Origin of the sequence: Tenacibaculum sp. MAR_2010_89 (assembly GCF_900105985.1) — a bacterium.
GTDB classification, from domain to species: Bacteria; Bacteroidota; Bacteroidia; order Flavobacteriales; family Flavobacteriaceae; genus Polaribacter; species Polaribacter halocynthiae.
Genome location: NZ_FNUB01000005.1, coordinates 3,230,162 through 3,255,855, shown reverse-complemented (window position 1 = coordinate 3,255,855; position 25,694 = coordinate 3,230,162). Strand labels below are relative to the sequence as shown.

General features: G+C 27.9%; 17 protein-coding genes. All 17 read left to right on the top strand.

Annotated elements, in window-relative coordinates; genetic code table 11:
* The first annotated feature begins 1 nt into the window (after position 1).
* The 17 genes from BLV71_RS17680 to BLV71_RS17600 all read left to right on the top strand — a co-directional run bounded on the left by BLV71_RS17680 (position 2) and on the right by BLV71_RS17600 (position 25,506).
* Positions 2-304, top strand: a complete 303-nt coding sequence (locus BLV71_RS17680) for a PAAR domain-containing protein (protein WP_093871823.1) — start codon at positions 2-4, stop codon at positions 302-304.
* Positions 297-728, top strand: coding sequence for a GPW/gp25 family protein (locus BLV71_RS17675; RefSeq protein ID WP_093871822.1), 432 nt, complete (start codon positions 297-299; stop codon positions 726-728). The genes BLV71_RS17680 and BLV71_RS17675 overlap by 8 nt, the downstream gene beginning before the upstream one ends.
* Before the next feature lie 3 nt (positions 729-731).
* Positions 732-5,243: a hypothetical protein gene (locus tag BLV71_RS17670; protein ID WP_093871821.1), complete on the top strand. Its 4,512-nt coding sequence runs from the start codon at positions 732-734 to the stop codon at positions 5,241-5,243.
* The gene (locus tag BLV71_RS17665; RefSeq protein ID WP_093871820.1) at positions 5,243-8,101 is read left to right on the top strand and encodes a hypothetical protein; all 2,859 of its coding nucleotides are present in this window, start codon (positions 5,243-5,245) and stop codon (positions 8,099-8,101) included. Before BLV71_RS17670 ends, BLV71_RS17665 begins: the two co-directional genes overlap by 1 nt.
* On the top strand, positions 8,095-12,255 hold the full coding sequence (locus tag BLV71_RS17660; RefSeq protein WP_093871819.1) for a contractile injection system tape measure protein: 4,161 nt from the start codon (positions 8,095-8,097) through the stop codon (positions 12,253-12,255). Before BLV71_RS17665 ends, BLV71_RS17660 begins: the two co-directional genes overlap by 7 nt.
* A 52-nt stretch (positions 12,256-12,307) precedes the next feature.
* Entirely contained in the window at positions 12,308-14,266 is a 1,959-nt protein-coding gene (locus BLV71_RS17655; RefSeq protein ID WP_093871818.1) for a hypothetical protein, read from the top strand.
* Positions 14,267-14,272: 6 nt separating this feature from the next.
* Positions 14,273-15,157, top strand: coding sequence for a hypothetical protein (locus tag BLV71_RS17650; RefSeq protein WP_093871817.1), 885 nt, complete (start codon positions 14,273-14,275; stop codon positions 15,155-15,157).
* 88 nt (positions 15,158-15,245) lie between these two features.
* On the top strand, positions 15,246-16,022 hold the full coding sequence (locus tag BLV71_RS17645; protein ID WP_143032813.1) for a hypothetical protein: 777 nt from the start codon (positions 15,246-15,248) through the stop codon (positions 16,020-16,022).
* A 3-nt stretch (positions 16,023-16,025) separates the two neighbouring features.
* Complete coding sequence (locus BLV71_RS17640) at positions 16,026-16,949, top strand: hypothetical protein (RefSeq protein ID WP_093871815.1); 924 nt, start codon at positions 16,026-16,028, stop codon at positions 16,947-16,949.
* Positions 16,939-18,291 carry an ATP-binding protein gene (locus BLV71_RS17635; RefSeq protein WP_093871814.1) on the top strand — a complete coding sequence of 451 codons (1,353 nt, stop codon included), beginning with the start codon at positions 16,939-16,941 and terminating at the stop codon, positions 18,289-18,291. The genes BLV71_RS17640 and BLV71_RS17635 overlap by 11 nt, the downstream gene beginning before the upstream one ends.
* A gap of 178 nt (positions 18,292-18,469) precedes the next feature.
* On the top strand, positions 18,470-18,979 hold the full coding sequence (locus BLV71_RS17630) for a hypothetical protein (RefSeq protein WP_093871813.1): 510 nt from the start codon (positions 18,470-18,472) through the stop codon (positions 18,977-18,979).
* A gap of 50 nt (positions 18,980-19,029) precedes the next feature.
* The gene (locus tag BLV71_RS17625; RefSeq protein WP_093871812.1) at positions 19,030-19,446 is read left to right on the top strand and encodes a hypothetical protein; all 417 of its coding nucleotides are present in this window, start codon (positions 19,030-19,032) and stop codon (positions 19,444-19,446) included.
* A 16-nt stretch (positions 19,447-19,462) separates the two neighbouring features.
* Positions 19,463-19,963 (top strand): SET domain-containing protein-lysine N-methyltransferase, encoded by a 501-nt coding sequence (locus tag BLV71_RS17620; RefSeq protein WP_093871811.1) that lies wholly within the window; start codon positions 19,463-19,465, stop codon positions 19,961-19,963.
* A gap of 67 nt (positions 19,964-20,030) precedes the next feature.
* A complete protein-coding gene (locus tag BLV71_RS17615) occupies positions 20,031-21,452 on the top strand; it encodes an eCIS core domain-containing protein (RefSeq protein ID WP_093871810.1) in 1,422 nt (473 codons plus the stop codon).
* 61 nt (positions 21,453-21,513) lie between these two features.
* Positions 21,514-21,702 (top strand): cupin domain-containing protein, encoded by a 189-nt coding sequence (locus BLV71_RS17610; protein ID WP_093871809.1) that lies wholly within the window; start codon positions 21,514-21,516, stop codon positions 21,700-21,702.
* Between the two features lie 465 nt (positions 21,703-22,167).
* On the top strand, positions 22,168-23,184 hold the full coding sequence (locus tag BLV71_RS17605) for a glycosyl hydrolase family 17 protein (RefSeq protein ID WP_093871808.1): 1,017 nt from the start codon (positions 22,168-22,170) through the stop codon (positions 23,182-23,184).
* A 63-nt stretch (positions 23,185-23,247) separates the two neighbouring features.
* The gene (locus BLV71_RS17600; protein ID WP_093871807.1) at positions 23,248-25,506 is read left to right on the top strand and encodes an IPT/TIG domain-containing protein; all 2,259 of its coding nucleotides are present in this window, start codon (positions 23,248-23,250) and stop codon (positions 25,504-25,506) included.
* Positions 25,507-25,694 lie beyond the last annotated feature (188 nt).

Below are 25,694 nucleotides of genomic sequence, written 5' to 3'. Positions count from 1 at the left end.
TATGCCACCAGCAGCAAGATTAACAGACTTTCATCAATGTCCAATGCAAACACCAGCAGTTCCAGCACCAATACCACATGTAGGTGGACCGATAATTGGTCCTGGACAACCCAATGTATTAATAGGAAAATTACCAGCAGCAAAAGTAGGAGATATGTTGGTTTGTGTAGGGCCTCCAGATGTAATTGTTAAAGGTTCTGCTACGGTAAAAATAGGAGGTATGCCAGCAGCTAGGGTTGGAGATGCAACAGCGCATGGAGGCAAAATTGTTTTAGGAGCTTTAAATGTAATAATAGGTGGATAATTTATTAACAAATAAGCAAAAAGATTTCTTAGGGTCTGGTTGGGCTTTTCCAGTAACATTTTTTGTTGGAAATCACCAATTATCAATAACTCGTTATGAGAATAATATAAAAGATTCTATAGATGTAATAATGGAAACCAATTTTGGAGAAAGACCTATGACTCCACAATTCGGATCTGGTTTACAACAATTTTTCTTCCAAGAAATGAATGAAACATTAAAATCAGAAATAAAAGATGTTATAACCTCTAGTTTATTATTAAATGAACCAAGAATTAATGTACTAAACGTAACAGTTGAATATACTGATATGACGAATGGTTTAGTAGAGGTTGGAATAGATTATGAGTACAATCAAACAAATACAAGACATAATTATGTATACCCTTTTTATTTAAAAGAAGGAACCAATTTAGCTAATTAATTAATGAATTTAATAGACCAAAATAAAGCACTTTTATCTTTAGGTAATAGCCTAGAAAATCATTCTTGTTTGATAGATGGTAGAACAGAGAAAGATGATTTAAGTTTTTTGGTTGATTTTGCTTCATTAATTAATTTTTACGATCAAACAAATACTATTAATGGAGATTGGAGCCCTTTTTTATTAAAAGACCCTGTTTTTTTATTGGCTTCTATAGCTAAAACACCCTTTAATAAAATGCATGCATTATATGTGCAAACTTGTTTAAAATTAAAAGAGGTTTTAACATCAAATAAAGTAGAGGATTTAAAGGACGTAATTACAAATTCTATTAATCAATTGTTTGATCAAATAATTGGCATTTTTCATATTTTACAAGGTTGGGTAAAATATATGATCCAATCTAGTATTGAGTATAATTTAAAAACTTATATACTTAAAGAAATAAAAGAAAAACACAGTCGGTTTTTATGGGCGATATTATGGTTAAGAGAAGAACTACATATTAAATCTATAGATGGTATAGAAGGTATAAAATCTATAAATAAATATATATACAAGTCTTACGATGCTAGAGTTTGGAAAGAGTTAGATGGAAAAATACCTTATTTAAAATTATTAGAGCTAAAAAATCCAATAGAAGAAAATAAGGTTGAAGATTTTTTTAATTCTTTAAAGTATACTGGAGACTTATTGTTTTCTTTTTTTAATAGCATTGTTGAGTATGCTTCAGTAGATTTTAAAGCTTTTCAAAATCGGGAAGATATTTACCCTGATACATTATTGTTAAAAACCTTTACAAAGTTAATGAAGGTATATAAACAACAATTAAATGGTTTATCAAAAAAACATTTAAATTTTTACTATAAAGATATTTTATTGCAAAAAAAGAAACTTGCAGTAGTAGATAAAGTTTATATAAGTACTGAATTATCTGAGTTAACATCTGTATTTGAATTACCTATAGCCACCTTGTTTAACGGAGGAGAGTATGAAGATAAATCACCAATTTTATATGAAACTAAAGAAAAAGTATCGTTAAATCCTGCTAGAATATCTAACACTTATACACTGTCTCAAAGAGAAGGTAAAAAAGGGTTAATAACATACTATAAAAAGAAAGAAAAAGATGTAAACACTTTACAAAAAGATGAAGAAGGTAAAGTAAAACAATGGAAAACATTTGGCAATCAAAACAGTAAAGAAGGAAAAAAAATAAAATTAGGTTTTGCTTTTGCATCACCGATGCTATTATTAAAAGAAGGTGTTAGAAAGTTAACAATAATATTCACATTTTCAGAAACAGCCGATTTAAATTTTTTTAAAAAAGGAAGTTATTACTTAAGTACTGCTACAGAATGGTTTTTAATACCAAATGATGATACTATTTTAAACATTACTGAACATAGTAATAAAATAAAGTTAGTTATAAATTTAGATATATCTGCACCAGCAATTGTTTCTTTTTTAGAAAACATAGATGGGATAGAGAGCTCTTGGCCAATGTTTAAAATGAGTTTTACCGAACTATTAAAAAATCCACCAGTTATTAAATCATTAAAAATAGCTGTAGATGTAAAAGAATTACAAAGTTTTCAATTATATAATGATTTTGGCTTATTAGAAACAGAAAAACCATTTCAACCTTTAGGGCCAACTCCAGAAAAAGATCAAGGTTTTATTATAGGTAATGCTGAAATTTTTAGTAAACCTGTAAGACTGTTTTCTATAAAAATGGATTGGAATAATCTTCCAAATAACTTTATAAGTTACTATTACCAATATAATAAGTATAAAGATAATTGTTATAGAAATCCACCTATAAAAGAAGTTACTTCAATATTAAAAAGTATTTGGCAAAAGATACATGGTTTATTTTCAAATGAAGAAAAAAATATAGATTCCCCAAAAAATATAATACCTACAGAGCCTTTTAATGATATGGCTTTTAAGGTAGATTTTCAATTACTTCAAGATAAATTATGGAAACCTTTAGATATGAATATGCTTTTTGGATTGCAATATGTTTTTTTTGAATATAAAGAGCTTAAAGAAACGTTTTCAAATAATTTATTTCAAGGAGTTCCAGAAATTGTAGCTATCGAACAACTACAAGTATCAGACATTATTCTAATTAAAAATGTGTTTGAAATAAACAAATTTTTAAAAGTTGAAGATCAATTGAATGTTTTTATAGATTTAAAAATAGGTGATGTTTTAGAAATGAAAGATCATTTACAAATAGATAGTTTACTAAAAATAGAATCTAGAGCTCAAATTAGTGATATCATTAAGATAAAAGATGTAGATTTTTTATACATAAATGAAAATGAATCAACAATAAAGTTTGTCGATGTTTTTGAAGTTAACCAACATTTAAAAGTTTCTGAATTATTTTTAATAGCGAATGAATTAAAAATAAAGAGTTTTTTAGAAATAGAAAATTTTTTAAAAAAAGAACATAAAATATTTTACAAAGAAAATTCTTTAAAAACCGATTTAAAATTAAGTGATGAACTTCAACTGAATACATCTTTAAAAGTATGTGATTTATTAAGTTTTAATGAAGATTTATTATTAGAAGAGGCTTTTTCAAAAACTATTGGAGATTTAATAAAGGTAAAGAAAGAAATAAAGATAGGAGATTTATTTAAGTGGAAATATACTCAAAAAAATGAAAATATAAATATAGATTTAAAAGGTGCTCTTTCATATGAAAATGAATTGGATGAGGTTGTGAAAATTCCCCTTTCAGGAACGATAAGTTTACTTAATGATTTAGAGTTAACAGCTATTTTAAATATAGATTATTCACGATACTTTTTTGAAATAATAACAATAAACACTAGTAGGAAAGAGTTTTTAAGTACTACTTATAAAAAAATGTTTAATTATAGTTTTTTTGGCTCTTCAGAAATACTAAGATTACAAAATGATATAGATCCAAATATTCAAAATGTACCTTTAGAATTAACTCAAGAAACTTCATCAGGTTTTATAAGAATGCAACTTAAAAACCCTAAAGAAGGGTTTGGAACATTATTATATCCTAAAGTAGTAGGTGCTATAGCAATGTATAATGCTGAATTATTGGCTTTAAATATTAAAAAAGGTATCGATATTTATCCACTTGAAGAGCCAGCTAATGAGCCTTTCACTCCAATAGTTGGTTTTTTTAAAGGAAATTACAGAAGCAGTTGTACCTACGAATATAATAGTGATACAGATGGTTTTAAAAGTGTAATGTATCCTAATTATCCTATTGAATGTTTTTATTACAATGCTTTTAAAAATTATAAAGTTTATGATAGTAATTTAACAACGAAAGAAAATTTAAAAATAAAAAATAATTTTCCTTCTATAACGCCAAAATATGATGGTAAAGGGCAATTAATTTTAGGGTTAGAAGAGGTAATTGCACCAGCAGAAATTAGTTTTTACTTTGAGTTGGCACAAGATTACAAAACAGTAAAAAAAGAAGTTAGTAGTATTGTATATGAGTATTTGGGTAAAACGGGTTGGGAAAACCTTACAGTAATATCAGATACAACAAACGAGTTTAGTTGTTCAGGTATTATTACATTTAATTTTCCTAGTGATATTACCAATGTGCATTGGACTATGCCAAATTATAAGTATTGGATTAAGATTTATGTAAAAAATAATCCTGATTGGTATGCTCCAACAACTTTTTTAAATACGAATGGTATAAAATTACAAAGAATAAAAAAAGGATTTGAAACTTCACCTAAAATACCATTTATTGAAGCCAATGTAATAGAAAGTACATATGAAGCTATTCCTGAAATAGGAACAATTATGCAACCTTTTGTTTCTTTTGGGGGAAGAGCAGCAGAAACGGAAGAGAAAATGAATAAGCGTGTAAGTGTTCGCTTAAAAACAAAAGATAGAGTAGTAACATCACAAGATTATTATAGAGTAATTAAAGAAGCTTATACAGAGATATATTATATCAAAGTGTTTTTTAATAAAAAGACTAAAAGCACCGAAGTTTATTTAGCACAAGCAATAAAAAGTTGGAAAGATTCTAATGCTTTTTTACCAATTGTTAGTTCATGCTTACAACAAAACGTAACTAGTTTTTTAAAGCCAATAGCATCTCATTTTGCAAATATTAAAGTAAATAATTTTCATTTTACCTATATAAAATTAATTGGAGAAATAACAATAAAGACAGGTAACAAGCCCTCAGGAGTTGCTAAGTTGGTAAATAATGGTATAAATATTTTTTTATCTCCTTGGATTAGTACTAACCAATCTCAAATAGTAATAGATAATGGAGTAAGTATTGCTCAAATATCAGAATTTATAATGAGTACCTATAATTGTATTGATAGTATTATAAACTTAGCAATTAAATTAGGTAAAAAAGAAGCAACTACAGGACGTATTGTATATGAAAAAGAACTACATAAAAATATAACTCCAGCAAGTTTACAAGCGTTTGCATTATTAGTGCCTTCATTAAATAACCATAAAATTGATTATAAGTAATGGAGGAATTTAATTACATAGAAGATACAGCATTACCTTTAGAGTTAAACTTTGCGTTACTTAAAGATAAGGCACTTACTTATATTCAAAGAAATAATAAAGGTACTTGGACAAATTTAAATCAAAGTGACCCAGGAGTTACAATCCTAGATCAGCTGTGTTATGCGCTTACCGAATTAGGATATTGTAATAATTTTCCAATTAAAGATGTTTTAACAAACAAAGAAGGTAAATTAAAAGTAAAAAATCAGTTTTATTTACCAGAAAACATTTTAACAACTTCACCTTTATCTATTGATGATTTTAGAAAATTTGTAATAGATAATACAAAAAACATTGCTAATGTTCAAATTTCACCTGTAAAAACGAGTATAAATGCTTCTGAAGCGGTTTATAAAACTTCGATTTTAATTGATAGAACTATTGATAAGACAAAAAAAATAGAAGTTACCAATTATAAAAAAGTAAAGAAAAAAAATACTGAAGGAAAAGATGTTGAAGAGGTAATTGAAGAAAAAGGAGTAAAAACACTGAGTGATATTATTTTAGATAACACCTTTTTTATTTTAAACAAGTGTAGAAACTTAGGAGAATTATTTTTATTTCCTACAATTTTAAATCCAGTTGAATATTCTATAAAAGGAAATTTAGAACTAGCGAATGGGGCTGATTTAAATACAGTTTTAATAGCAATAGAAAAGGCAATTAATAACTATGTATATCCTAAATTATTACAAAAAGGTTATGAAGAAATAAAGAAAGAAGAATTAACTACGAATGAAATATTTAATGGACCTAAGCTTAAAAATGGATGGATTTCTGATGATAACATGCAGGCGAAACGTAATAGAATTCAGGTTTATGAAATTACTGAAATAATTAAAAATGTAGAAGGTGTTGTTTCAATAACTGATGTTGTTTTTTTAGTAGATGAAGTAACAAAATATGAAGTAAAATGTGACGAAGATGAAATATTAGTGTTTGTTTTTTTACCTAAAATAGATGGTTTAGAATCAAATTTAAAAGTTAATTTAAAAGGAAGATATATAAACACAACAATAAAAACTTCCTCATTAAAAGAATTTTCTTTTTTAGAAGAATCTTACGGACAAATATGTAAAGTATCAAGAGTAAGATTAGCTCCTAATTTACCAGAAGGAAAATACCGAGATATTAGCAGTTATTTTTCTATTCAAAATACATTTCCAGATGCATATAAAGTAGGTGTAAAAGGAGTAAGTGCTAATGCTTCAGATTTTGAAATAGCACAGTCAAGACAATTAAAAGGATATCTAACGCTTTTTGATCAGGTTTTAACCAATCAATTTATGCAATTATCTAATATTGGAGGTTTATTTTCATTTGAAAATGCTGTAACTGGAAATCCAACTGATAGAGAGCAGTTTTATAGTGTAAAAACGGCTTATGAAAAGCATCATTTAAAATACCCAGTACCATACATTTCTTTTTCGCCTACTTATTATTATCAATCATTATATAAAGAAGTACCTCATATACGACCTTTATTAAAAAATTTTCAAAAACACGATTTTGTTTATGGTTTGTTTCCTTTTGAAGAAGGAGATAATGGTTGGGCAAAATACCAAATAGATCCGTACAACTCATACATATGGGGGTTATTATCTTTCATGGAAGATGAAACGGTAAACTTAGAAAGGAGGAATAATCTTTTAGATAATCTTTTAGCCCGTCACGGAGAATCTCCTTCAGTTATCGATATAATAATTGAAGGTACTGTATACTCTGGTAATTCTCAAAAAGATAAGGTAATTCTTAAAAGTTTGTATTTACAAAATTTAGGACTCTTATCATATTACCGTATGAAAGCATATGATTATATAGGCGCAATGCCTTTAAAAAAGATATGCGAAGGAGGTAATTTAAACATTCAAAAAACAAAGAAGAATAAAATTTTTGAGTTTAAAAAAATAAGAAAATTAATAAAAGGAAAAAGAGAGGAGTGGTTACAAGGCAATCAAAAGGATTTTATTTTTAATACCGTTAAAGTTAATGAAGAGCAACGTATTACTGAAAACGATTTTATTAATTTTTCTGCAGTAGAGCTAAAGATAAACTTACTCTTTGCTTTAAATACATATTACCAAGATTATTTAATAGATCATGTTGATTTTTGTGCCTATTGGTTAATAACCCAACGAAAAGGTTTTTTATGTATTGAAACGAATTTATTAAAAGAATCTGCTGACTTTGAAATTATTATTACAGAAAAGGATAATGAAAAGAAATTAAAAAAAATAACAAATAAAATAGTTATTAAAGATAATGCCGATCATCAATCTTCATTAAAATATAACGATGTATTATTAATTGAATACTTATTAAAAAAGAAAGATGGTTTAGCAAAAGTAAAAGATAGATATAATGTAGAAATTATTAATAGTATTTATATAAAAGAAGATTTTAAAGTTATAGAAAGCACACCTTTTTTATGTTCGGTAAATGCATTTTGGAACGATACATTAATGCATTTATCAAATTCATTTTTTAATAATTCACTAATTTTTATATTTCCTGATTTTTTTGTTGATAAAAATAAATGTGGCAAAAAAGATAAAAAAAACAGAAGTTTTAAAATATCAGATTTCAAAAATAGGTTTAATTTTTTCTTAGAGAATGATTTACCTGTTCAAGTAGTACCAGAAAACTACTTTGTAAATAATGGGATGCTTAAAAAGCTAATAGTTGCTTATAGTAATTGGTATAATAGTTTACGTTTTAACCAAAATGAAAAAAAAATATATAATCCAAAACTTAAAAAAAATGCAGAAGAGCTAGTAAAATTAATTGTTGAACTTAATACTAATAAAAGATGTTAAGTACTAGCAATCATATCATAGCACGTTGCTCTTGGAATACTTTTTTCGATGAAAAAGAAAAAGGTGTTGAACTACAAAATAAATTAAGTGTTTGGAGTGAACATCATATGCCTAAAGAAGTAAACGCTGTTTTTAATAGTATTTGTGCAAATGGACAAACGCTTAAAATAAAAACATTAAAACTTGATTTAGGTGTTGTTAACTACGATAATCTAACAGAAGAACTAGCCTTAAAAATAAGAGAACAGTTAAGGTTACAGTTACAAGATATTTTAATGTACCCGGATAAACACGGACAAAGTATTCAAATTCTAAGAGAAGAAAATACCGATGTTAATATTATAAAATATTTTTTATTACAAGGTATAATGTCTTGGAATTATCAAGAAGTAAAAGGAACCATTCATCAAATATTTACTGATCAGTTATCTAATAATCGTCAAGAAGTTATTAATATGATTCAGGCTGTAGGTACTAAAGAATATGTAAGACGAAGAATTTCTTGGCAATTTAAAGAAGCAAGTATTAAAAAAATTATTGAAAGTTTAGAACAAAGCAATCATAGTTATATCATAGATTTTTCAGATGAATTTATAAAAATTCAAGAAAGAGAAACAATTGTGAAATCAGGAATTCATGATTTCAAGAAAAATCTATGGTTTTGGATTTTGAATTATCTTTTTGAAGAGCGTGGTACTATGTTTAATAAAATAACATTTGTAAAAAGTAATATTGAGCAAATGGCAAATCATTTTAATATTGAGTATAAAGAACTATTTGCTTTAATTGAAGATGCTGTTTATAAGGTAAATGAAAACTCTTATGTAAAAACAAACTTAATACTCATTCTTTCAATTATATCTCAAAAAGAGTCTAAAACTTTAAATACAGAGTTCTCTAATGAAAAGCAGTTAGAGAAATATTGGCAAACATTACATAATTACTTTCAATCACCAAATACCCGAGTAACTACTTTTCAAAAACAACATTTTAAAGAGTTAATTCATACATTATCTGAAGTAACACCTTCTAGGTTTAAAAATATTTTAAATACAGTAAAAAATAAAGTATTTAATTGGAGGTCTATCGTTAATGATTTAGATGTAGTAGCCATAAAAATACTTTTAAATACACTATCACCTCATAAGGGAGATATAATTTATGATGAGGTTATTTCAATTAACAAAATAGCTTTACACAAGCATTTTAATTTAAAAGAAACTTGGGTTTTAGTAAAAAGTTTTCAGTTTTTAAAAGAGTATGATTCGGTAACACATACCAAAACAAAATTTTTAGATTTTTTATTAAATGAAATTGCAGCTTTAAAAAACCTAACGAAGATTAAAGTAATAGAAAAGCTTACAAAAACAACACTTAAGAGCGATCAAAAAAACACAAAAACAATATACTTATTTAAGCACCTAAATAAAATACATAGGAGAGAAATAATAAAAGGCCTACCTGTTTTTTCTGAGGATAAGGTTGTTAAAGTATTAAAAGAATTTACCAATAACTCGTTATTTAAATTAGATAATACCCTTACTGAAAGTTATTATAAAACCATTCGTGTTTGGTTTAAAAAACAGCCAATTATAGTATGGAATCTTTTAAAAGAACATAATAACCAGGCAGTTATTCAAAAAATAATTCCAGAACTTTTTAATGATGAAGGAATTATTAGAATATTGTTAAAAAAAATATATCCAGATCATTATCAGTTAATTAAAAAAATAAAAAGAAGTATTGGTAAGGCAAATGTAAACAAAGAATCATATAAAATACTTAGCAAAATTCAACAAAGCATATTAACAGAAAGCATAGGGGTTTTAAGTTTTAATAAGAGTCAAAACTTAATATCATTTATAAGCTTGCTTTTTAAAAACTTAAAAGTAAAAGAAGATTTATCTGACGTTAAAAATTTTGAAAATACTTTAAATTATATTTTAAAAGAGTTACATAAAAAAACAAAGAAAGAATTATTATTTAATAAGGATGAGTTAAAACTATTGGTTAATGAAGTTAAGCAAACCAGCACACTAGATTTAGTTTTAAAATATATTAAAGACTTTAAGTATAAACATCAACAAGTAGCAAATTTATTAAGGAATATAGTATATGAGAAGAAATATAACAGCAATACTTTTATAAAAAATGAACAAATAATAGCTAATTATTTATTGCCAGATGCTTTTAAGATTAAAAAAGAAATTACACTAGCATACCTTAGAAAAAAGAACATTTTTGAAAAAAAACATACAGTAACAGTACTAAAAAAAATAATTAATGAACATTTTTGGTTGTGTATTGCAGATTATTTAGGTTATAGAGGTAATAAAGCAACGTTTCAAGAATTATTAAAAAAAGCCATTTCATATACCTTAGATGAAGATGCTTATAAAAGTAATGATGAAATAAGATATGAGTTAACATCTAATAATGAAATTAAAGAAACAACGATAAGTAATTTATATGTAATGCCTAAGGAGCATTTAGTTAGTTGTTTAAGGGAAGTTTTTGAAAATGATGAAAAAGGTAAAGATGAAATTAGGTTATATAAAAATAATATTCCGTTAAATAATTTATTGCTGTTTTGTTTAGAAGAATATCCAGAAGAAATATGTCTTTTAATAAGGGAGTTTCCGACTGAAAAATTAATAAGAATATTAAAAAAGAATATACCATTTAAACAATTTACAGTTTTAATATCAAAAGAAAAAAGTACACTTAATTTAGTTATATATGCAATAGCATCATTACATGATTTACTGTTACACGTTAAAAAAGAGGAGTTAGGAAGTAAAATAGAAAATGAATTTTGGAAAAGCACTTTAGTTATCCTTAAAAAGAATACGAATGCTATTAACACATTAGAAAGTTTAATAGAAGTAATTTTAAATGAACTTGCTGCAATAAATATTTTAAACATTCTTAAAGAAGAAAATATTTATGTACCTCAATTATTAAAAGAAATTTTGATAACTAAAAATAGCACATTTGAGCTATTAATCAGTGAAAAAAGAACGAAGACTATTTTTAAAGAGTTGGAAGAATGTTATCAAAAAAACAAATTAACTTCTTTAAGCAAATCGTTGTTCTTAGAAACAAAAATACCTTCTTGGTTTACTTTTTCTAAAAGCATAACGGTTAAAATATTAATAGGTAAAGTGTTACGGGGTTATCCATTAGAGGTATTATCAATCTTAAGAAGAAATAATCTATCAAAAACACAAATAACAAATTTGTTAAATGTAATAGATACAACACAATTCTTATCAGTATTAAAACAATTATATCCAACACAACAAAATCAATTTACTGCATTACAACGTTTGTTTATGGTTTTAGATAATAACGTAATAAAAGAAATTTCACCGATAATAATTAGAGAAGTTTTGTTAGAGAAATTAATAAAATCTTGGACGAATAGTAATTGGAGGTTGCTGGCAACTGCATCAATATGGAGAGAATTGTTATGGGAGTTAAGTGTAAAAAGAAATATACAAGAAGAAAAATTTATACAAGCAATTAGTGCTATTAAAGACCAATTTCCAACTCCTTTAAAAATAGCTTTTGAACGAACAGAAGAAATAAATAAAAACAAGAAATTAAATACATATAACATGTCAGTAGAAAAAGAAAAAATAAACGGAGTAGGTATACCAATACACAATGCAGGTTTGGTATTGTTAAATAGTTATTATTTAATGCTTTTAGACCGGTTAAATTTAATAACAAATGAAAAATTTAATACGAAAGAAGATCAATTAAAAGCAGTGCACTATTTGCAATATACAGTTACTGGTATGGCACAAACAGAAGAATCACTTTTAAGCTTAAATAAATTATTGTGCGGAATACCACTAAATGAACCAATAACTGATCGTATAGAAATAACAGTAAAAGAAGAAGATTTAATAAACGGACTAATAACAGCGGCAATATCATATTGGCCAGCTATAGGAAATACTACAGTAAACGGATTCAGAGGGAACTGGCTAGTAAGAGATGGTTTATTAAGAGAAGAAGATGATAGATGGGAGTTGATTATAGAAAAAAGACCTTATGATGTTTTGTTGATAAAATCGCCTTTTTCTTTTTCAATTATAAAACTTCCATGGATGGTAAAACCCTTGCATGTAACATGGTCATTTTAAAAAGTAACTCTAAAAAGAGTATTAAAATAAATAATAATCTAAACCAAATTTTATGAATTCTTACAATGAAAATTTGCACACTAGCGTTTTAGAAACGCTAAGTGAGCAAGAGTTAAAATTACAAAAATCAAAAGCAAATTTAGATGCGTCTATGTTTTCGTTATACTATGCTGAAGGAGCTCGTATTTCTGCTGCGGAAGAATTAATTATAGCAAATAATAATTATAAATTTCAACAAGAAATTTTAGAGCAAGCAGTAATAGATAGTGATTTGTCTACTAATGTTTTGTCGTCGGTTAATTTAGCAAATACATTTATACCTGAGACGGTGAAAAACACTTCAGTAGCAGCAGCAAATGTTCAAATTGCTGCCAATGCTATTTTAAAGTTAGCAAGTGATGTTGGAAGTATTTTTAGCATTGTGAACGCAGCTGATTTTGATACTGAAATTTACGATCAAAGTAAGTATGCTAATGATTTAATGAATGGAAGTTCACCTACAAAAAAAGGAACTGCTTATTTAGCAGAAAAAACCTCGCAATTAAGTATGGAAGCTTCTGCAGATGTAGCAGAAGTACCCGTTTCAAGTTTAGCAGAAAAAACTGCATCAACTGATACTTTAATAAAAGGTTTATTAGAGGTTGTTAATACTGATTTTAATACAGCTTCAACTGCTGTGATGACAGATACAGAAGCTTTGGCTACAGCAAATTCTGCAGAAAAAAAAGCTGAAGGAACTCTTGAAGATACCGGAGTTGTATATAAATCTACTCAAGATGCTTACGAGTTAAGTAACAAACAATTAAACTTAGACTTAAAAGTAACGATACCTGTTGAAGAAGGAAGGCCAACAAACTATAAAGTAAGTTTTAATAACTATAAAAGTCCGTTTGAAGATAGTAAAGAAAAAGGTGTTAGTGCGGGGAGTAATGAAGAAGGATATCCTGTAAAGAACTATTACATATTTTTAGTGAAGAATAAAGATAAAGAATTTTTCTCATTATCTGATGCCGAAGGATTAATCACAGAAGACAAAGACAAAGAGTTGTATATAAAAATACCAAGTGTTTCTCCAGTAAAATCAAAGAAAAACTATTTATATGAAGAAACAATTAGTATTCGACCAGAATTAATGGTTGTAGAAGAGGATGCTTCAGATTTAAAAAAAGACAAAGAAAATAAAGCCCCAAAACAAAAATATTTAAGAGATGTTAATGGAGCAGATATTAAAATAGGAGAAAACTATGTAGTATATGTTTTAGCTGTTTTTGATAATGGCTACAAAAAAATAATTAACACTTTTGATGATTATTTAACAGTACCATCAGCGTGTTTTACTTTAAAAAACAGATTAACTGCGGCAAAAAAAATAGCTATTGATACTAATAAAATGACTTTTACAGCAAAACAGAATGGTGATTTTAATGTAGAATATCGTTGTATATTTTTATTATTCAACCCTAAGTTAACAAAAGGATTATTAACAGCAAAAGAGCTAGAAAAATTAGAAAAAGCAGCAAGTGAATTAGATGAATATTATAAAAAAAATAAAGAGAAACAAGGTTTAAAACTATTACTGGAACAGATAAAGTCAAAAATATCTATTTCAATAAGTAATGAAAAAGAAGAATCAACGAATGCTATATTAGAAACTTTAGAAAAAGAAAAACAAGAGTTAATAGACAAACTCAAAAAAATTGAAGAAGAAATTAAAAAACTAGAAAAAGATTTAAAAAAACCAGGTTTTTTCTTCAATTATACAATTGCAAAAGGATTGGAAGTAGAAAGTTATGGTATTGCAACAGTTCCTTCAGCACCTTCAAAGAAGTATTCTTTTGATATTAATGTATCAACAACAGATAGCTTTGGTAATAGTTTAATAGCTGGTAGTGAGTATATACCAGTTGTATTGGCAATGCCAAAAAAGAAAGATGAGGAAGTTCAGTTTATAGGAGCTTTATCAAATATTCAAGAAACATCAGTATTTCAATATACAATCAATAAAAAATAAAATATTATGACAACGCTTACTTTAAATAAAAAATACGGAATAACCGAAAAGAAAAAGGCTGAGTTAGATGCTTTATCTAATGAAGTATTAATAGCCCAAAATGAAGTTGAACAATTACAAGCAATTGTAAATTCTCTAACAGAAAAATCAAATAATTTAGATTCTCTATTAGCTGTTGATATGCAAAATAAAAATACAGCATTAGCTAATAAAGAATCGTTAAATCAAATTATAGATAATGTATTCGATGTACTAATAAACTCTAAAATAACTTTTAAGGGTATTTTAAAATCTGATGTAAAAATAAAAGAAGTAGCACAGAGTATTGAGGTAGTAATTAACAAGCTGATTTATTCGGCTGAAGTAGTTAATAAATTATCCAACTTAGTAATTCGTAAAAAAGCACAAAACCCATTAATATCTGATGAATTAGTTACTATGGTAACCAATGCAGGTACTAGTGCAAATAATGCAGTAGCACTAACACTTACAGCTTTAAATTCAGTGGTAGCATCTCAAACAACTACAATAGAATCTCAAGGTGTAATGGCTTTAGAATTTTTACAAGCTATTCGTTTATTTGAATTTATTACAGGGTATGTTTTTGAGCATCAAAATGAAGAAGAAATAAATTCATTTATTAATAGACTTTATGATTATAAAAAGGAAATTATCAATGCTACGTCATTTTCAGATGAAGCTAATTTAACATCATTAATTTATTTAGCATATGATAATGCAGTTGTAAAATATAACAGCACTTTAAGAGCAAATAAAAAAGCTTCAGAACAATTAAATGAAGCTGAAACAAGGTTAAGTAAAGCAACTATAAAATTAAATTCTTTAGAAGCTGGTTTAGCAGCAGCCAATGCAGCAGCATTAGCCTCTTAAAATTAAAAAAAAAGAGATTGTTTAAATTTAACTTAAGCATTCATTTTAAACAATCTCTTTTTTATTAATGTATTTAACCAAGTTAGTTATGTATACTCATAAAAATGAAAATAAAGCACATCAATCAGCAGCTAATTTAATACATCAAAATAGCACAAAAAACAGCCCTTTTCAATTAATAGATAATAGAAAAAGTAATAAAAATATAGTACAACGTGTAGATAGTGATGATGAAGGATATGAAGGCGGTTCTGAAGATGAAGAAATGAATATAGAAGAATCTGATGGCGAAACTTACGAGCCAGAATCAGATGATGGTTATATTGATCCTGAAGAAATATATAGAACTCCTGGTACATCTTATAGAGGTTCTCGTTCATTCTATACAGGTAAACATAGAGATACTAGAAAAAGTTTGATGGAAAGACAAACAGATTCCAGTGGGAAATTACATTCAGGATTTGATGGTAAAGGAGAGGTTATTAAACTTGATGGTATGGGAAGAGAAATTAGAAAACATAAAACCAAAGGAGCAAAAGACAAACAACCAGATATAGATCATATGATTGATTATATAGCAATTGATGATGAAGTAGATAAATATGATGAAAGTGAGATGTCGTCTGATGAAACCGAGGAGTACAAAAACTTTTTATATAACGATGAAAGTAATTTAGAGATTTTATCAAAAAATGAACACAAGGGTAAAAAGAGATATACAAGAGATACTGTGACGAAAACTATAAGAAAAGAAGCAAAAAAAATGGTTAAAGCAAAAAGAGCAGATTTTAAAGCAAGTCCTGATGCTAAAAGAAGGCTTGCTATACGAAGAAAATTATCAAGAAAGAAAAAGTTAAATCTATAAAATATGGAAAACATTACTAAAAAGTTTTATACAGATTTTTATAATAGAACCAATGGTTTTATTCCATCTAAGTCATTAAATCAAAATATATATCCGGGTGATTTTTTTCAAATTCAAAAAGGAGAAGTGGTTGTTTTAGGAAATATATTTAAAAACAATGTAGTAGATATAGATGAAGTGGTTTTTGAATATGGAGTAAAACAAAACGAGTATAATTGGAATTTTAGTAATGGTGTAACCAAACCTTATGCAGGTAGAGATACAGGGCAAAATATTATTGAAGGTAACTTTGGGTATAGCAAACAAATATTGGCATTTAAAGAATTTGGAAGCTTCTTTTTTACAAGTAATAATCCAGAAGCTGTAAGAATTGTAAACTGGAATATGATTGCTGACGAACTTATAATTAAGTTAACACAAGTTTTATATTCTTTTAGAGAAGTATATGTAGTAACAGAAAGTGTAACTACAGAAAACTGGAGTTTGGTTATTTCAGGATCAGATCAGGGTGAATTAGAAATAGCATCAGAAACAGAAAGTGCTGGCTTAATAGAGTTATTCGGACAAGCAAATTCAAAAACTATTCAGGCAAGAGATATAGAGTTTTATCAAAAGGAAGAAAAAAAGCGCCCATGTTTTTTTAAAGCCAAAAAATTAATTGTACAACCAGAAAAATTAGAAGTATTTATAAGTGAATTAATAACAGCAAGAACTGGAGTTATTGATTGGGCAAATAACTTTTTTAAATACGATTATAAGTCTGAACAGGTATTTACACCTAATCAATCAGCTTATAATTCTCAAACTTGTGTTTTAGATATGTTACAAGCCAATCAATTAACACCTAATACGGCATTACAATATTTTAAATGGGCAAATGCGAATTTAGATGATATAGCAAAAATGTTTATAAATTATGCATACTAATGTAAACATACCGTTTTTATACAATGAGATATATTGGTTGCAAAAGGTAATTCATAATGTGATAAGTACGTATTTAGAGCATGAAGGTGAAAGACCTCATTGGATAGACATTCCTGTACAAGAAATAAAAAACAGTGAGGCAACTTATGCAAAATGTCTGATAGATTGGAAATTAAATATTTATGAACGTTTAGCTATTGCCTTAACATTGGCATCGCAGTTGAAACCTGAAGTATTAGATGTTTTCTTTGGAAGAAATAAAATTTATGATCGTGGATTTACAGAGTTCGGAGGTATTATTGATAAAAGTCATAGTGGTTTTTTACCAACAGGTCAAACTTTAATCTTTTTAATCTCAGCAACAAATCCTGAAATTAGAGAGGAGATATTTAACATTTTCAAAAAAGAAAATATTTTAGTAAAAGAACAAGTTTTATCATTAGAAGATACAGAGTTATTCATACCAAAATATAATGGGATTTTAAGTTTAAGTAAGCGATGGTTTCATTACTTTTTAACAGGTGAAGAACCCAATATAGAGCAAAGCAATACGTTTCCTGCCCAAAAAATATCAACAAATTTAAATTGGGAAGATGTAGTGTTAAATGATTTTGTAATGGATGAAGTATTAGCTTTAAAAGCTTGGTTACAATACAGTAATACTTTAATGAATGAATGGGAATTGTATAAAAAAATAAAACCAGGGTATCGAGCTTTGTTTTATGGCCCCCCAGGAACAGGAAAAACACTAACAGTTTCTTTATTAGGAAAAGTATCTAACCGAGAAGTATATCGTGTAGATTTATCAATGATTGTTTCTAAATATATTGGAGAAACAGAAAAGAACTTATCAAGAATTTTTGACATTGCCCAGTATAAGGATTGGATTTTATTTTTTGATGAAGCGGATGCTTTATTCGGAAAAAGAACAGAAGCCAATAGTTCTAATGATAGGCATGCAAACCAGCAAACATCGTATTTGTTACAGCGTATTGAAGATTTTCCAGGAGTGGTAATTCTTGCCTCTAATTTAAAAGGAAATATGGATGCGGCTTTTACAAGAAGATTTCAAGCGATGATTCACTTTAGTATGCCAGAAGTTAATGAACGTTATCAATTATGGAATAAAGCTTTTTCAGGTATATGTAAACTACATCCAGATATTGATGTTTGGAAAGTAGCTGAAGAATACGAGTTAGCAGGTGGTGCAATTATTAATGTTTTACGTTTTTGTGCATTGGCAGTAGTTTCAAGAGGAGATACAGTAGTGACTAAAGAAGAGTTATTAGAAGGTATTCGTAAAGAATTTAAGAAAGAAAATAAAACGATCACTACTTTTTAAAGTACGTCATTACAAGTACAGTTTATAAAGTGAGGTAATCTTTAGGCTAAGGTAAATGTTTAACGAATTGTTTCTGCTATCAATGACATTGTCATAACAAATAGAGTTTATGCAATGAAGTGGTTTTTAGATTAAAAAAAGTATTGAGAACTATGATTTTAAAAATAACTAATAAAAAATGAATGAAACTAAATTAGTCAAGAAATCTAAAAGTGTATATCATTTCGTATTGGTAACAAAGTCATGGGGAAACCAGATTCCTTTAAACTGGCAACACATTATTATTGCAGAAGCACTTAATTATTGTGTTGTAAAAGAAGGATTAATAATAAAAGGTTATTGGTTAAAAGAAAAACGGTTGTATTTAATTATAGAAAGTATACCAAGTAAATTAAATTATGTTTTAAATGTTTTTGCAAAACAAATTTTAAAAGAGATTCATGAATATAATAAATTGAATAATGAATTTTTAGCTTCAGATATGAATTCAATTATTTTTAATGAGCTTTTTTATAAATTTCCGTTATACAATCAATATATCATAAAGTTAATAACAGGTAAAAAAGTAATGTTCCCTTACTATAACCCGCATTTAGTTCGATTAAAAGATGAGATAAATAATTACAACTATTGTTCAGCTATAGATTATAGTGGAGCAATTGGGCCTGTAATTGTTCAAACAAACTGATACGTAATGTAAAGTTTTTACTTAACTAAATATAAATTTAAAAAGATAAAATGAAAGAACATGTAAATAAAAGGAGTCAAGGTCAAAAAAAACCGGTATCAGATAGTATTCAAAAAAAAGCTGTGGATACTAAGTCTACATTACAGCTAAAAGATAATAGGTCTAATAATGTTACTCAATTAGTTGAAAAAACTTCTAAGCCTTTCTGGGTTTCTGGTCCAGGAAAAGGGTTTATACCATTTATGGGAGCTCAATTTGATGGACAATATAGAGATCAAAGACATAAAGAGTTACTAGATAAAATACCAGAAGATCAATGTCCAGTAAAAACATTTCATCAGGAAAATGAATTTGCTTCAAAATTTCCTTATGAAGGGTCAAAAAGTAGATTAGGTGATACAGGAATATCTGCCCATCGTTTTTATAATGGATTTAAAAACCTATTTAGTTTTGGAAGTAAAGAATAAAATAGACTAATCTTTTATGCAAATCGAAAAAAATAAATTAGAAACAGTAAAAACAAAGCTATCTACGATTTTACAAAAGAAAAGTAGTCGTAGTCAAGGGGTTTGTTTTAATGATAATAGATCTAAAAAGAGTATTGAAAAAGGTTTTTTAGCACATAAAGATGTTATTCAAAATAAATCTTTTCACGAGAATGAAAATAGAAACAAAAAGTCATGGTTTATTGATAAGTCACCTATACACGGAAAAGGAGTTATGGCAGGTAAAAGTTTAAATAGAGAAGAAGAATTAGGTAAGGTAGCTTCCTTGAATAAAAATGGGATTGATATAACTTCAGATTTTGGCTCTTTAATTAACCACCAATCCGATAAGAAAGCGAACGCAAGTTTGGAGAAGGAGGGAAATAACTTTATCCTTAAGATGAATAAATCAATAGATGTTGGGGAAGAAATAACCACAGATTACGACAATGCTGATCCTTATTTCGAAAAAAGTAAATCTACTTATAAAGAAATATAGATTAATTAAAAATTATATGAAGATAAATACTTTCAAAATAATGAAATTTTAAAAAAAAGAGAATAGAATGGGACACCAAACTCATATTTCAAAAAACAAGACTGATGTATCAGCTAGTGAACATATTGGTCAAAGAAAAGAAGCTACTTCTAAAGGACAGTTTTTGGTAGATAATCGTTTAAGTTCTTTAATTCAAAAAAAAGAAAACAATACAGGTTTACCTGATAATTTAAAATCAGGAATAGAAAATATGTCAGGTTATTCAATGGATGATGTTAATGTACATTATAATTCGGCTAAACCAGCCCAATTAAATGCACATGCGTATGCACAAGGAACCGATATTCATTTAAGTTCTGGACAAGAGAAGCATTTACCTCATGAAGCATGGCATGTAGTACAACAAAAGCAGGGTAGAGTTCAGCCAACTACTTCTGTGGGAGGTGCGCAAATAAATGATAATGAAGGGTTAGAAACAGAAGCTGATGTAATGGGAAGGAAGGCTTTAAATACTGGAATAAACGAAACCAGTCAATTAGTCAAAAAAGAAAGTGTAAACGAAGCGCCTATTCAAATGTTTAATAAAGGAGTTGCAGCTTTTGGAGGATTAGCGGGTTTTGTTCTTGCAGGAGCAAACCCTCTATTAGGTTTAGGATTAGCAATGTTAGGAGGGGCTTTTGGAGGGAATTATGGGGATAATTTATTTAGAGACGAAGAAGAGGGTTTACCTGTAATTGAAGAAGTTCCTGCACATCAAGAAGAGGATTTACCTGTAATTGAAGAAGACTTGAATGAACGAGGTATAAATTTAGAGAACTTATTAAATACTCACACAGGACGTTATATTAATGATTTAGTAGATGATGATCATCCAGAGTTAGATATGAATCCACAGCATTTAGCTATAGGAACAGATAATAATTTTCAAGATTTGGTAACCCCAATTTTAAGAGGAGAAAGAGATGCAGAGAGAGTACTTCCTACTTTTTTAACAGGAGATCTATATAACCAAGCAGAAGAGTTTACACCAGAAAGAAATAGAGAGTTCATTGGAGGTTTTATAGATGGTATTCTAGGAGAAGGAGAAGAAGGAAGAGAAGATTATAGGGTGTCACTAAACCATAATATGGCAAGAAATTGGAGAGGAAATGAAACATTTGATCAATTTGTACAGGATAATTTTGCTCCAAGAGAAAATAGAGAATATGATGGAACAAGACAGGAAATTAGAGATTTATTGGATGCTGGGTTTCAGCCCTCACAATTAGGAGAAGATGGAAGAATGGAACTTAGTTTACAAGTTAATGAAGAGGAACAAGATCAAATACGAGAAACGTTAAGAAACAGAAGAGAAAGAGATGAAGAAAGAAGACAAGAAGAATATCAAAGAAGACAACTTGGAAGAAGAAGACAATTTGGAGAAAGAAGACAATTTGGAGGAGGTAGAAAAAATAAAGAAGCTAAGGATAGTTGGAGAAAAAAAAAGTAGTAATTGATAGTGGATTAGTTAGAACTTTATCTGTGTAAAATAAAAATTTTAAAAAATAATATTGTACACATACAAAAAAAATTTATCGACAACTAGTTTTCCTGATTTACCTAAATTACAAGACGGATTCCCCACAGGAATGAAACGTGTAATTATTGGTTCTAATGAATTACTAACACCACATTTACACCCAGATACTAATGAAACAACTATTTTTTTAAGCGGTTCTGGTGAAGTTGGAATTGTATAACCGAGTCCTTCTACACAAAATGAACCAATAGGATCAAAGTTGGTGAAATCAGAATTTAATACAAATGATGTGGTTTTTTACCACAAGGCTATCCTCATTATTTTAAAAATACAAGTACAGAGAAAGATGTGGTGTAACTACTTGTTTTTGAAAACTTTAATTTTAATATTATACCGTTGCAGGTTTTATACAACAATTACCAAAAGCAGCAGATAGCGCTTTAAATACTAGTATATCAAATGTAGGTCATGAACTCCTAATTAAATACAAATTTTAATGTGAATTATTATAACATTAAAAAATAAAACACTCCTACCCATTTTCTATACGCTTAAAGAAATTAAAAAGAAAGTGATATGATTAGTATTTAAATTTGATAACAAGTCATTATAAAATGTGATTATCGAATCTAGGGGGAAGCTGAAAACTATGTAGAGTAGGCAAAATTCAAAAAGCTAATTATTTATGAGTAATTCAATTTTTAATACTACGGTAGGGGTCAACTTTAGTAATACATTTCAAAGTTCAGGAAAACAAGTAAGTGCAGCTACGGCAGCTTCACAAATAAAAGCAACAGGAGTTGGAGCTGTTAAAATGTTTACCTACAATCAAGCAACTTGCATTAGCGCTTTTGCCGCACAAGGATTGCAAGTTTTAGTAGATGTACCTAACGGTGATTTAGAACTATGTGCAAATAATGATACAACTACTATAAATGCTATAATAAAGGTGTTATCAGACAACTCAGCTACAATTCCAATGATTTGTGTTGGAAATGAACCTTTAGGAAGTTGGTGGAATAATGCATATTCTCCATATTTGGTAGATGCATTAACAAATATTAAAGCGGCAATTAAAGCAAAAGGACTTTCTACTAAAGTAACGGTTCCTTTTAATTATGCCATTATGGGGAATTCGTATCCACCTTCAGCAGGATCATTTAATAATGGGCTTAAAAGCATCATATTAGATGTATGTGCTATTTTAAAAGCAGATGATTCAGTGTTTATGATAAATGTATATCCTTTTATCACTCAAAACAATCAAAGAACTATTTCTTTAGAGTATTGTCTTTTTACCGCTAATAATGATCCAAGTGTATGGGTTACAGATGGAAATTATACCTACAAAAATATTTTTGATGCAATGTATGATGCTTTGTATGTAGCTTTAGGTAATAACAATTATGGTGATTTACCAATTGTAATAGGAGAAGCAGGTTGGCCAACAGGACCAATAGCCACATATCCTTCTGCTACAAATTCTAATGCACAAACGTTTAATCAAAATTTAATTAATCATTGTAAAAGTGGTAATGGAACACCACGTAAACCAGGTATTAAAATTCCTTGTTTTATTTTCGAAATGTATGATGAAGATACTAAACCAATTGGAGCAGGTACTTATGAGCATCATTGGGGTGTTTATGAGTATGATACAAAGAATAATGATTACAAAGCAAAATATACTTTGAATTTGTAATAGTTGTGTTTTTATAGGTGAATAATTATTAATTACTAAAAATTAAACCTTCGGGAAATCAACATGAAAATAACAACCTACAAATACCTACTATTAATAATTGTTGTATTATTAGTAACGGTCAATTTAAAAGCGCAAACAATAACTTCATTGAGCCCTACTTCAGGGTCTTTAGGAGGGAATACAGTTGTATCAATTAAAGGAACAGGATTTATTAAAGATAATATTGTTGGTGTTTATTTTAAAAAACATGGAGCAGTAAAAGAATATAATGTTGTTTCTGAAACTCTTATCACATTCAAAACAACAGCTATTAGTTCACCTTCTATTGATAAAGTATACATTGAATTTAAAAAGGACGCAAAAAAAGTATATAGCTCTATAGTTTATGAATACAAACTACCAGAGATAAGCACCGTAAGTCCAAATTCAACTTCTGTAAAAGGAAAGAAAAAAATAACTATTAAAGGGAAGTACTTTTCTGGTACAACGTATGTGAAATTTGGATCTGCAGGAAATGTACCTTTATCAGTTACAGATACAATAGTTACAGTTGCGAACCCTCCTCATGTATCTAAAGAAATAGGTGTTCAGGTTGAGGTGCAATCAAACTTTTCAAGAATAACTGAAGCTTCTAAATTTACTTATAAAAGTGATAAACCTGACAGTACTTATGTTATTTCTTTAGATAATTTAACAGGCTTAGATAAAAAATATAAAATATATGTTTTAGGGTATAGTACAAGTTCACAAAAAATGTTAACTCTAAATGGGGCAACTTCACAAGGAACTTTTAAAAAAATGCCTTCTGATAGTGGTTATGTAAAATCTTATGAATTAGTAAAAGAGCTAAAAACTATTAAAGTATCTAATAAAAATCCTTTAGTTGGGGCAAGAATTTATTTTTTTATTAAAGACACTACTGTCACTTATAAAGATAATTCAACAAAAACAAGTAATAATAATTTAGGGTTTAAATACAAGAAATTTGGGGCAAGTGTTTTTCAAGTAAATAATCCACCACAAAATGCTTTCCCACAGTATAATTATATTGAAGCCACCTTTAAGAAAGACAAAGGATTGTTTATTGATATTTCTACAGTTGATGGATTTTTCTTTCCATTATCTATTATTGCTGAAGATAAAAGTGGAAATGAACTTGATAGAATAGGGCAGCCTCATAATATTACAGCTAAAAATATTACAGCAGCTTACAAACCATTTATGAAAAAACTAATAAAGGCAGGTGAGCCAACAGCAGCTTATTATACCCCTCTTAGTTATTCCGTTAATAAGGATTTAACAGCCTTATTAAATCCAGGATTATACTTAGAAAAAGAAACAAGTATGTTAGAAACAGTATTTGATGAAGCTTTAAATAAATTGTTTACAGATACTAGTTTAAAAATGAATATATGGCAAAATGGAACAAATAAATTTTCTGCAAACTATACAGTAACACCTGTATCAGCGATAACTTTTCCTGGAACAACAAATAAACACGGTGCTTTAAAATTTACAGCTAGTGGTGCAGAAACATTATATGCATTTAATCCTGTAGGTTTTTCGGTAGTTTCTTATCAACAAGGAAATAAAAGAGCTCCAATTATGGGAAGTATAAATAAGAGAAACGAATTAATTTTTAAAACGCCCTTACCGTTAAATACAGGATTAAAAGTAGGTATGTATGTAAGTCCAGGAGGAGGTTCTTCAGATGGAATTACACGAATTACTAAAATTAATAAATCTAAAAAAGGAATTGTATCGGTTACATTAAACACTAGTAATTCATATAGTGCTTCTTTTCAGTATAAATTTGCGAAAGCACCAACACAATATTATTACTCTTCTGGTCAAATGACATTTGCAGGAATTGGTTTATTTGCAGATGGATCTTTTAGATATCCAGGTAAATCAAATAAAGCAATCAATAACCAGACTGTAATTAACGGGTTGGAAAATCAAATAAGTACTGCGTTAAATAGAGGAATTGCTATTGTAGATTATAAAACAGCAAAAACAGCTGGTTATACAACCACAAATTGGGGAAAAGAAACAAGTTGGTATCCTAAAAACCAACCTCAAAATTACTTCTCTTACTTTTTACACACAACTAAAGTAGGCGGCACTAATATATTTACTTTACCAATAGTAAATAAAACAAAATCATCAAGAGGGGATTATATGGGAAGAGCATATGGTTTCGCTTACGATGAAAACCCAATAGGAGGTAAAGGTGGAGCACAAGTTCCTTCAGAATTCCCAGGGTCATTTCCTAAAGGAACTACTCAATTAAAATTAATATTAGGTTCTTGGAAATAAATAAAAAAATCAATAATTTTTTAAAATACTGGTTGTATAGCATTTAATTATAATTTTATTAAAAGGGTAAGAGTGTTTTTTATATCAAAAAATAAAACACTCTTACTCATTTAACATACGTTTAAAGAAAGAAGAAGAATAGCATAATGATTAGTGTTTAACTTAGAGAGTAAAATAAATTATCGAAC

Bases quoted from the DNA above. Each gene is read 5' to 3' on its own strand.
- BLV71_RS17625 (WP_093871812.1), top strand. From the start codon at position 19,030: ATGAAAGAACATGTAAATAAAAGGAGTCAAGGTCAAAAAAAACCGGTA.
- BLV71_RS17615 (WP_093871810.1), top strand. From the start codon at position 20,031: ATGGGACACCAAACTCATATTTCAAAAAACAAGACTGATGTATCAGCT.
- BLV71_RS17635 (WP_093871814.1), top strand. From the start codon at position 16,939: ATGCATACTAATGTAAACATACCGTTTTTATACAATGAGATATATTGG.
- BLV71_RS17645 (WP_143032813.1), top strand. From the start codon at position 15,246: ATGTATACTCATAAAAATGAAAATAAAGCACATCAATCAGCAGCTAAT.
- BLV71_RS17665 (WP_093871820.1), top strand. From the start codon at position 5,243: ATGGAGGAATTTAATTACATAGAAGATACAGCATTACCTTTAGAGTTA.
- BLV71_RS17660 (WP_093871819.1), top strand. From the start codon at position 8,095: ATGTTAAGTACTAGCAATCATATCATAGCACGTTGCTCTTGGAATACT.
- BLV71_RS17655 (WP_093871818.1), top strand. From the start codon at position 12,308: ATGAATTCTTACAATGAAAATTTGCACACTAGCGTTTTAGAAACGCTA.
- BLV71_RS17640 (WP_093871815.1), top strand. From the start codon at position 16,026: ATGGAAAACATTACTAAAAAGTTTTATACAGATTTTTATAATAGAACC.
- BLV71_RS17605 (WP_093871808.1), top strand. From the start codon at position 22,168: ATGAGTAATTCAATTTTTAATACTACGGTAGGGGTCAACTTTAGTAAT.
- BLV71_RS17600 (WP_093871807.1), top strand. From the start codon at position 23,248: ATGAAAATAACAACCTACAAATACCTACTATTAATAATTGTTGTATTA.
- BLV71_RS17670 (WP_093871821.1), top strand. From the start codon at position 732: ATGAATTTAATAGACCAAAATAAAGCACTTTTATCTTTAGGTAATAGC.
- BLV71_RS17630 (WP_093871813.1), top strand. From the start codon at position 18,470: ATGAATGAAACTAAATTAGTCAAGAAATCTAAAAGTGTATATCATTTC.
- BLV71_RS17620 (WP_093871811.1), top strand. From the start codon at position 19,463: ATGCAAATCGAAAAAAATAAATTAGAAACAGTAAAAACAAAGCTATCT.
- BLV71_RS17650 (WP_093871817.1), top strand. From the start codon at position 14,273: ATGACAACGCTTACTTTAAATAAAAAATACGGAATAACCGAAAAGAAA.
- BLV71_RS17680 (WP_093871823.1), top strand. From the start codon at position 2: ATGCCACCAGCAGCAAGATTAACAGACTTTCATCAATGTCCAATGCAA.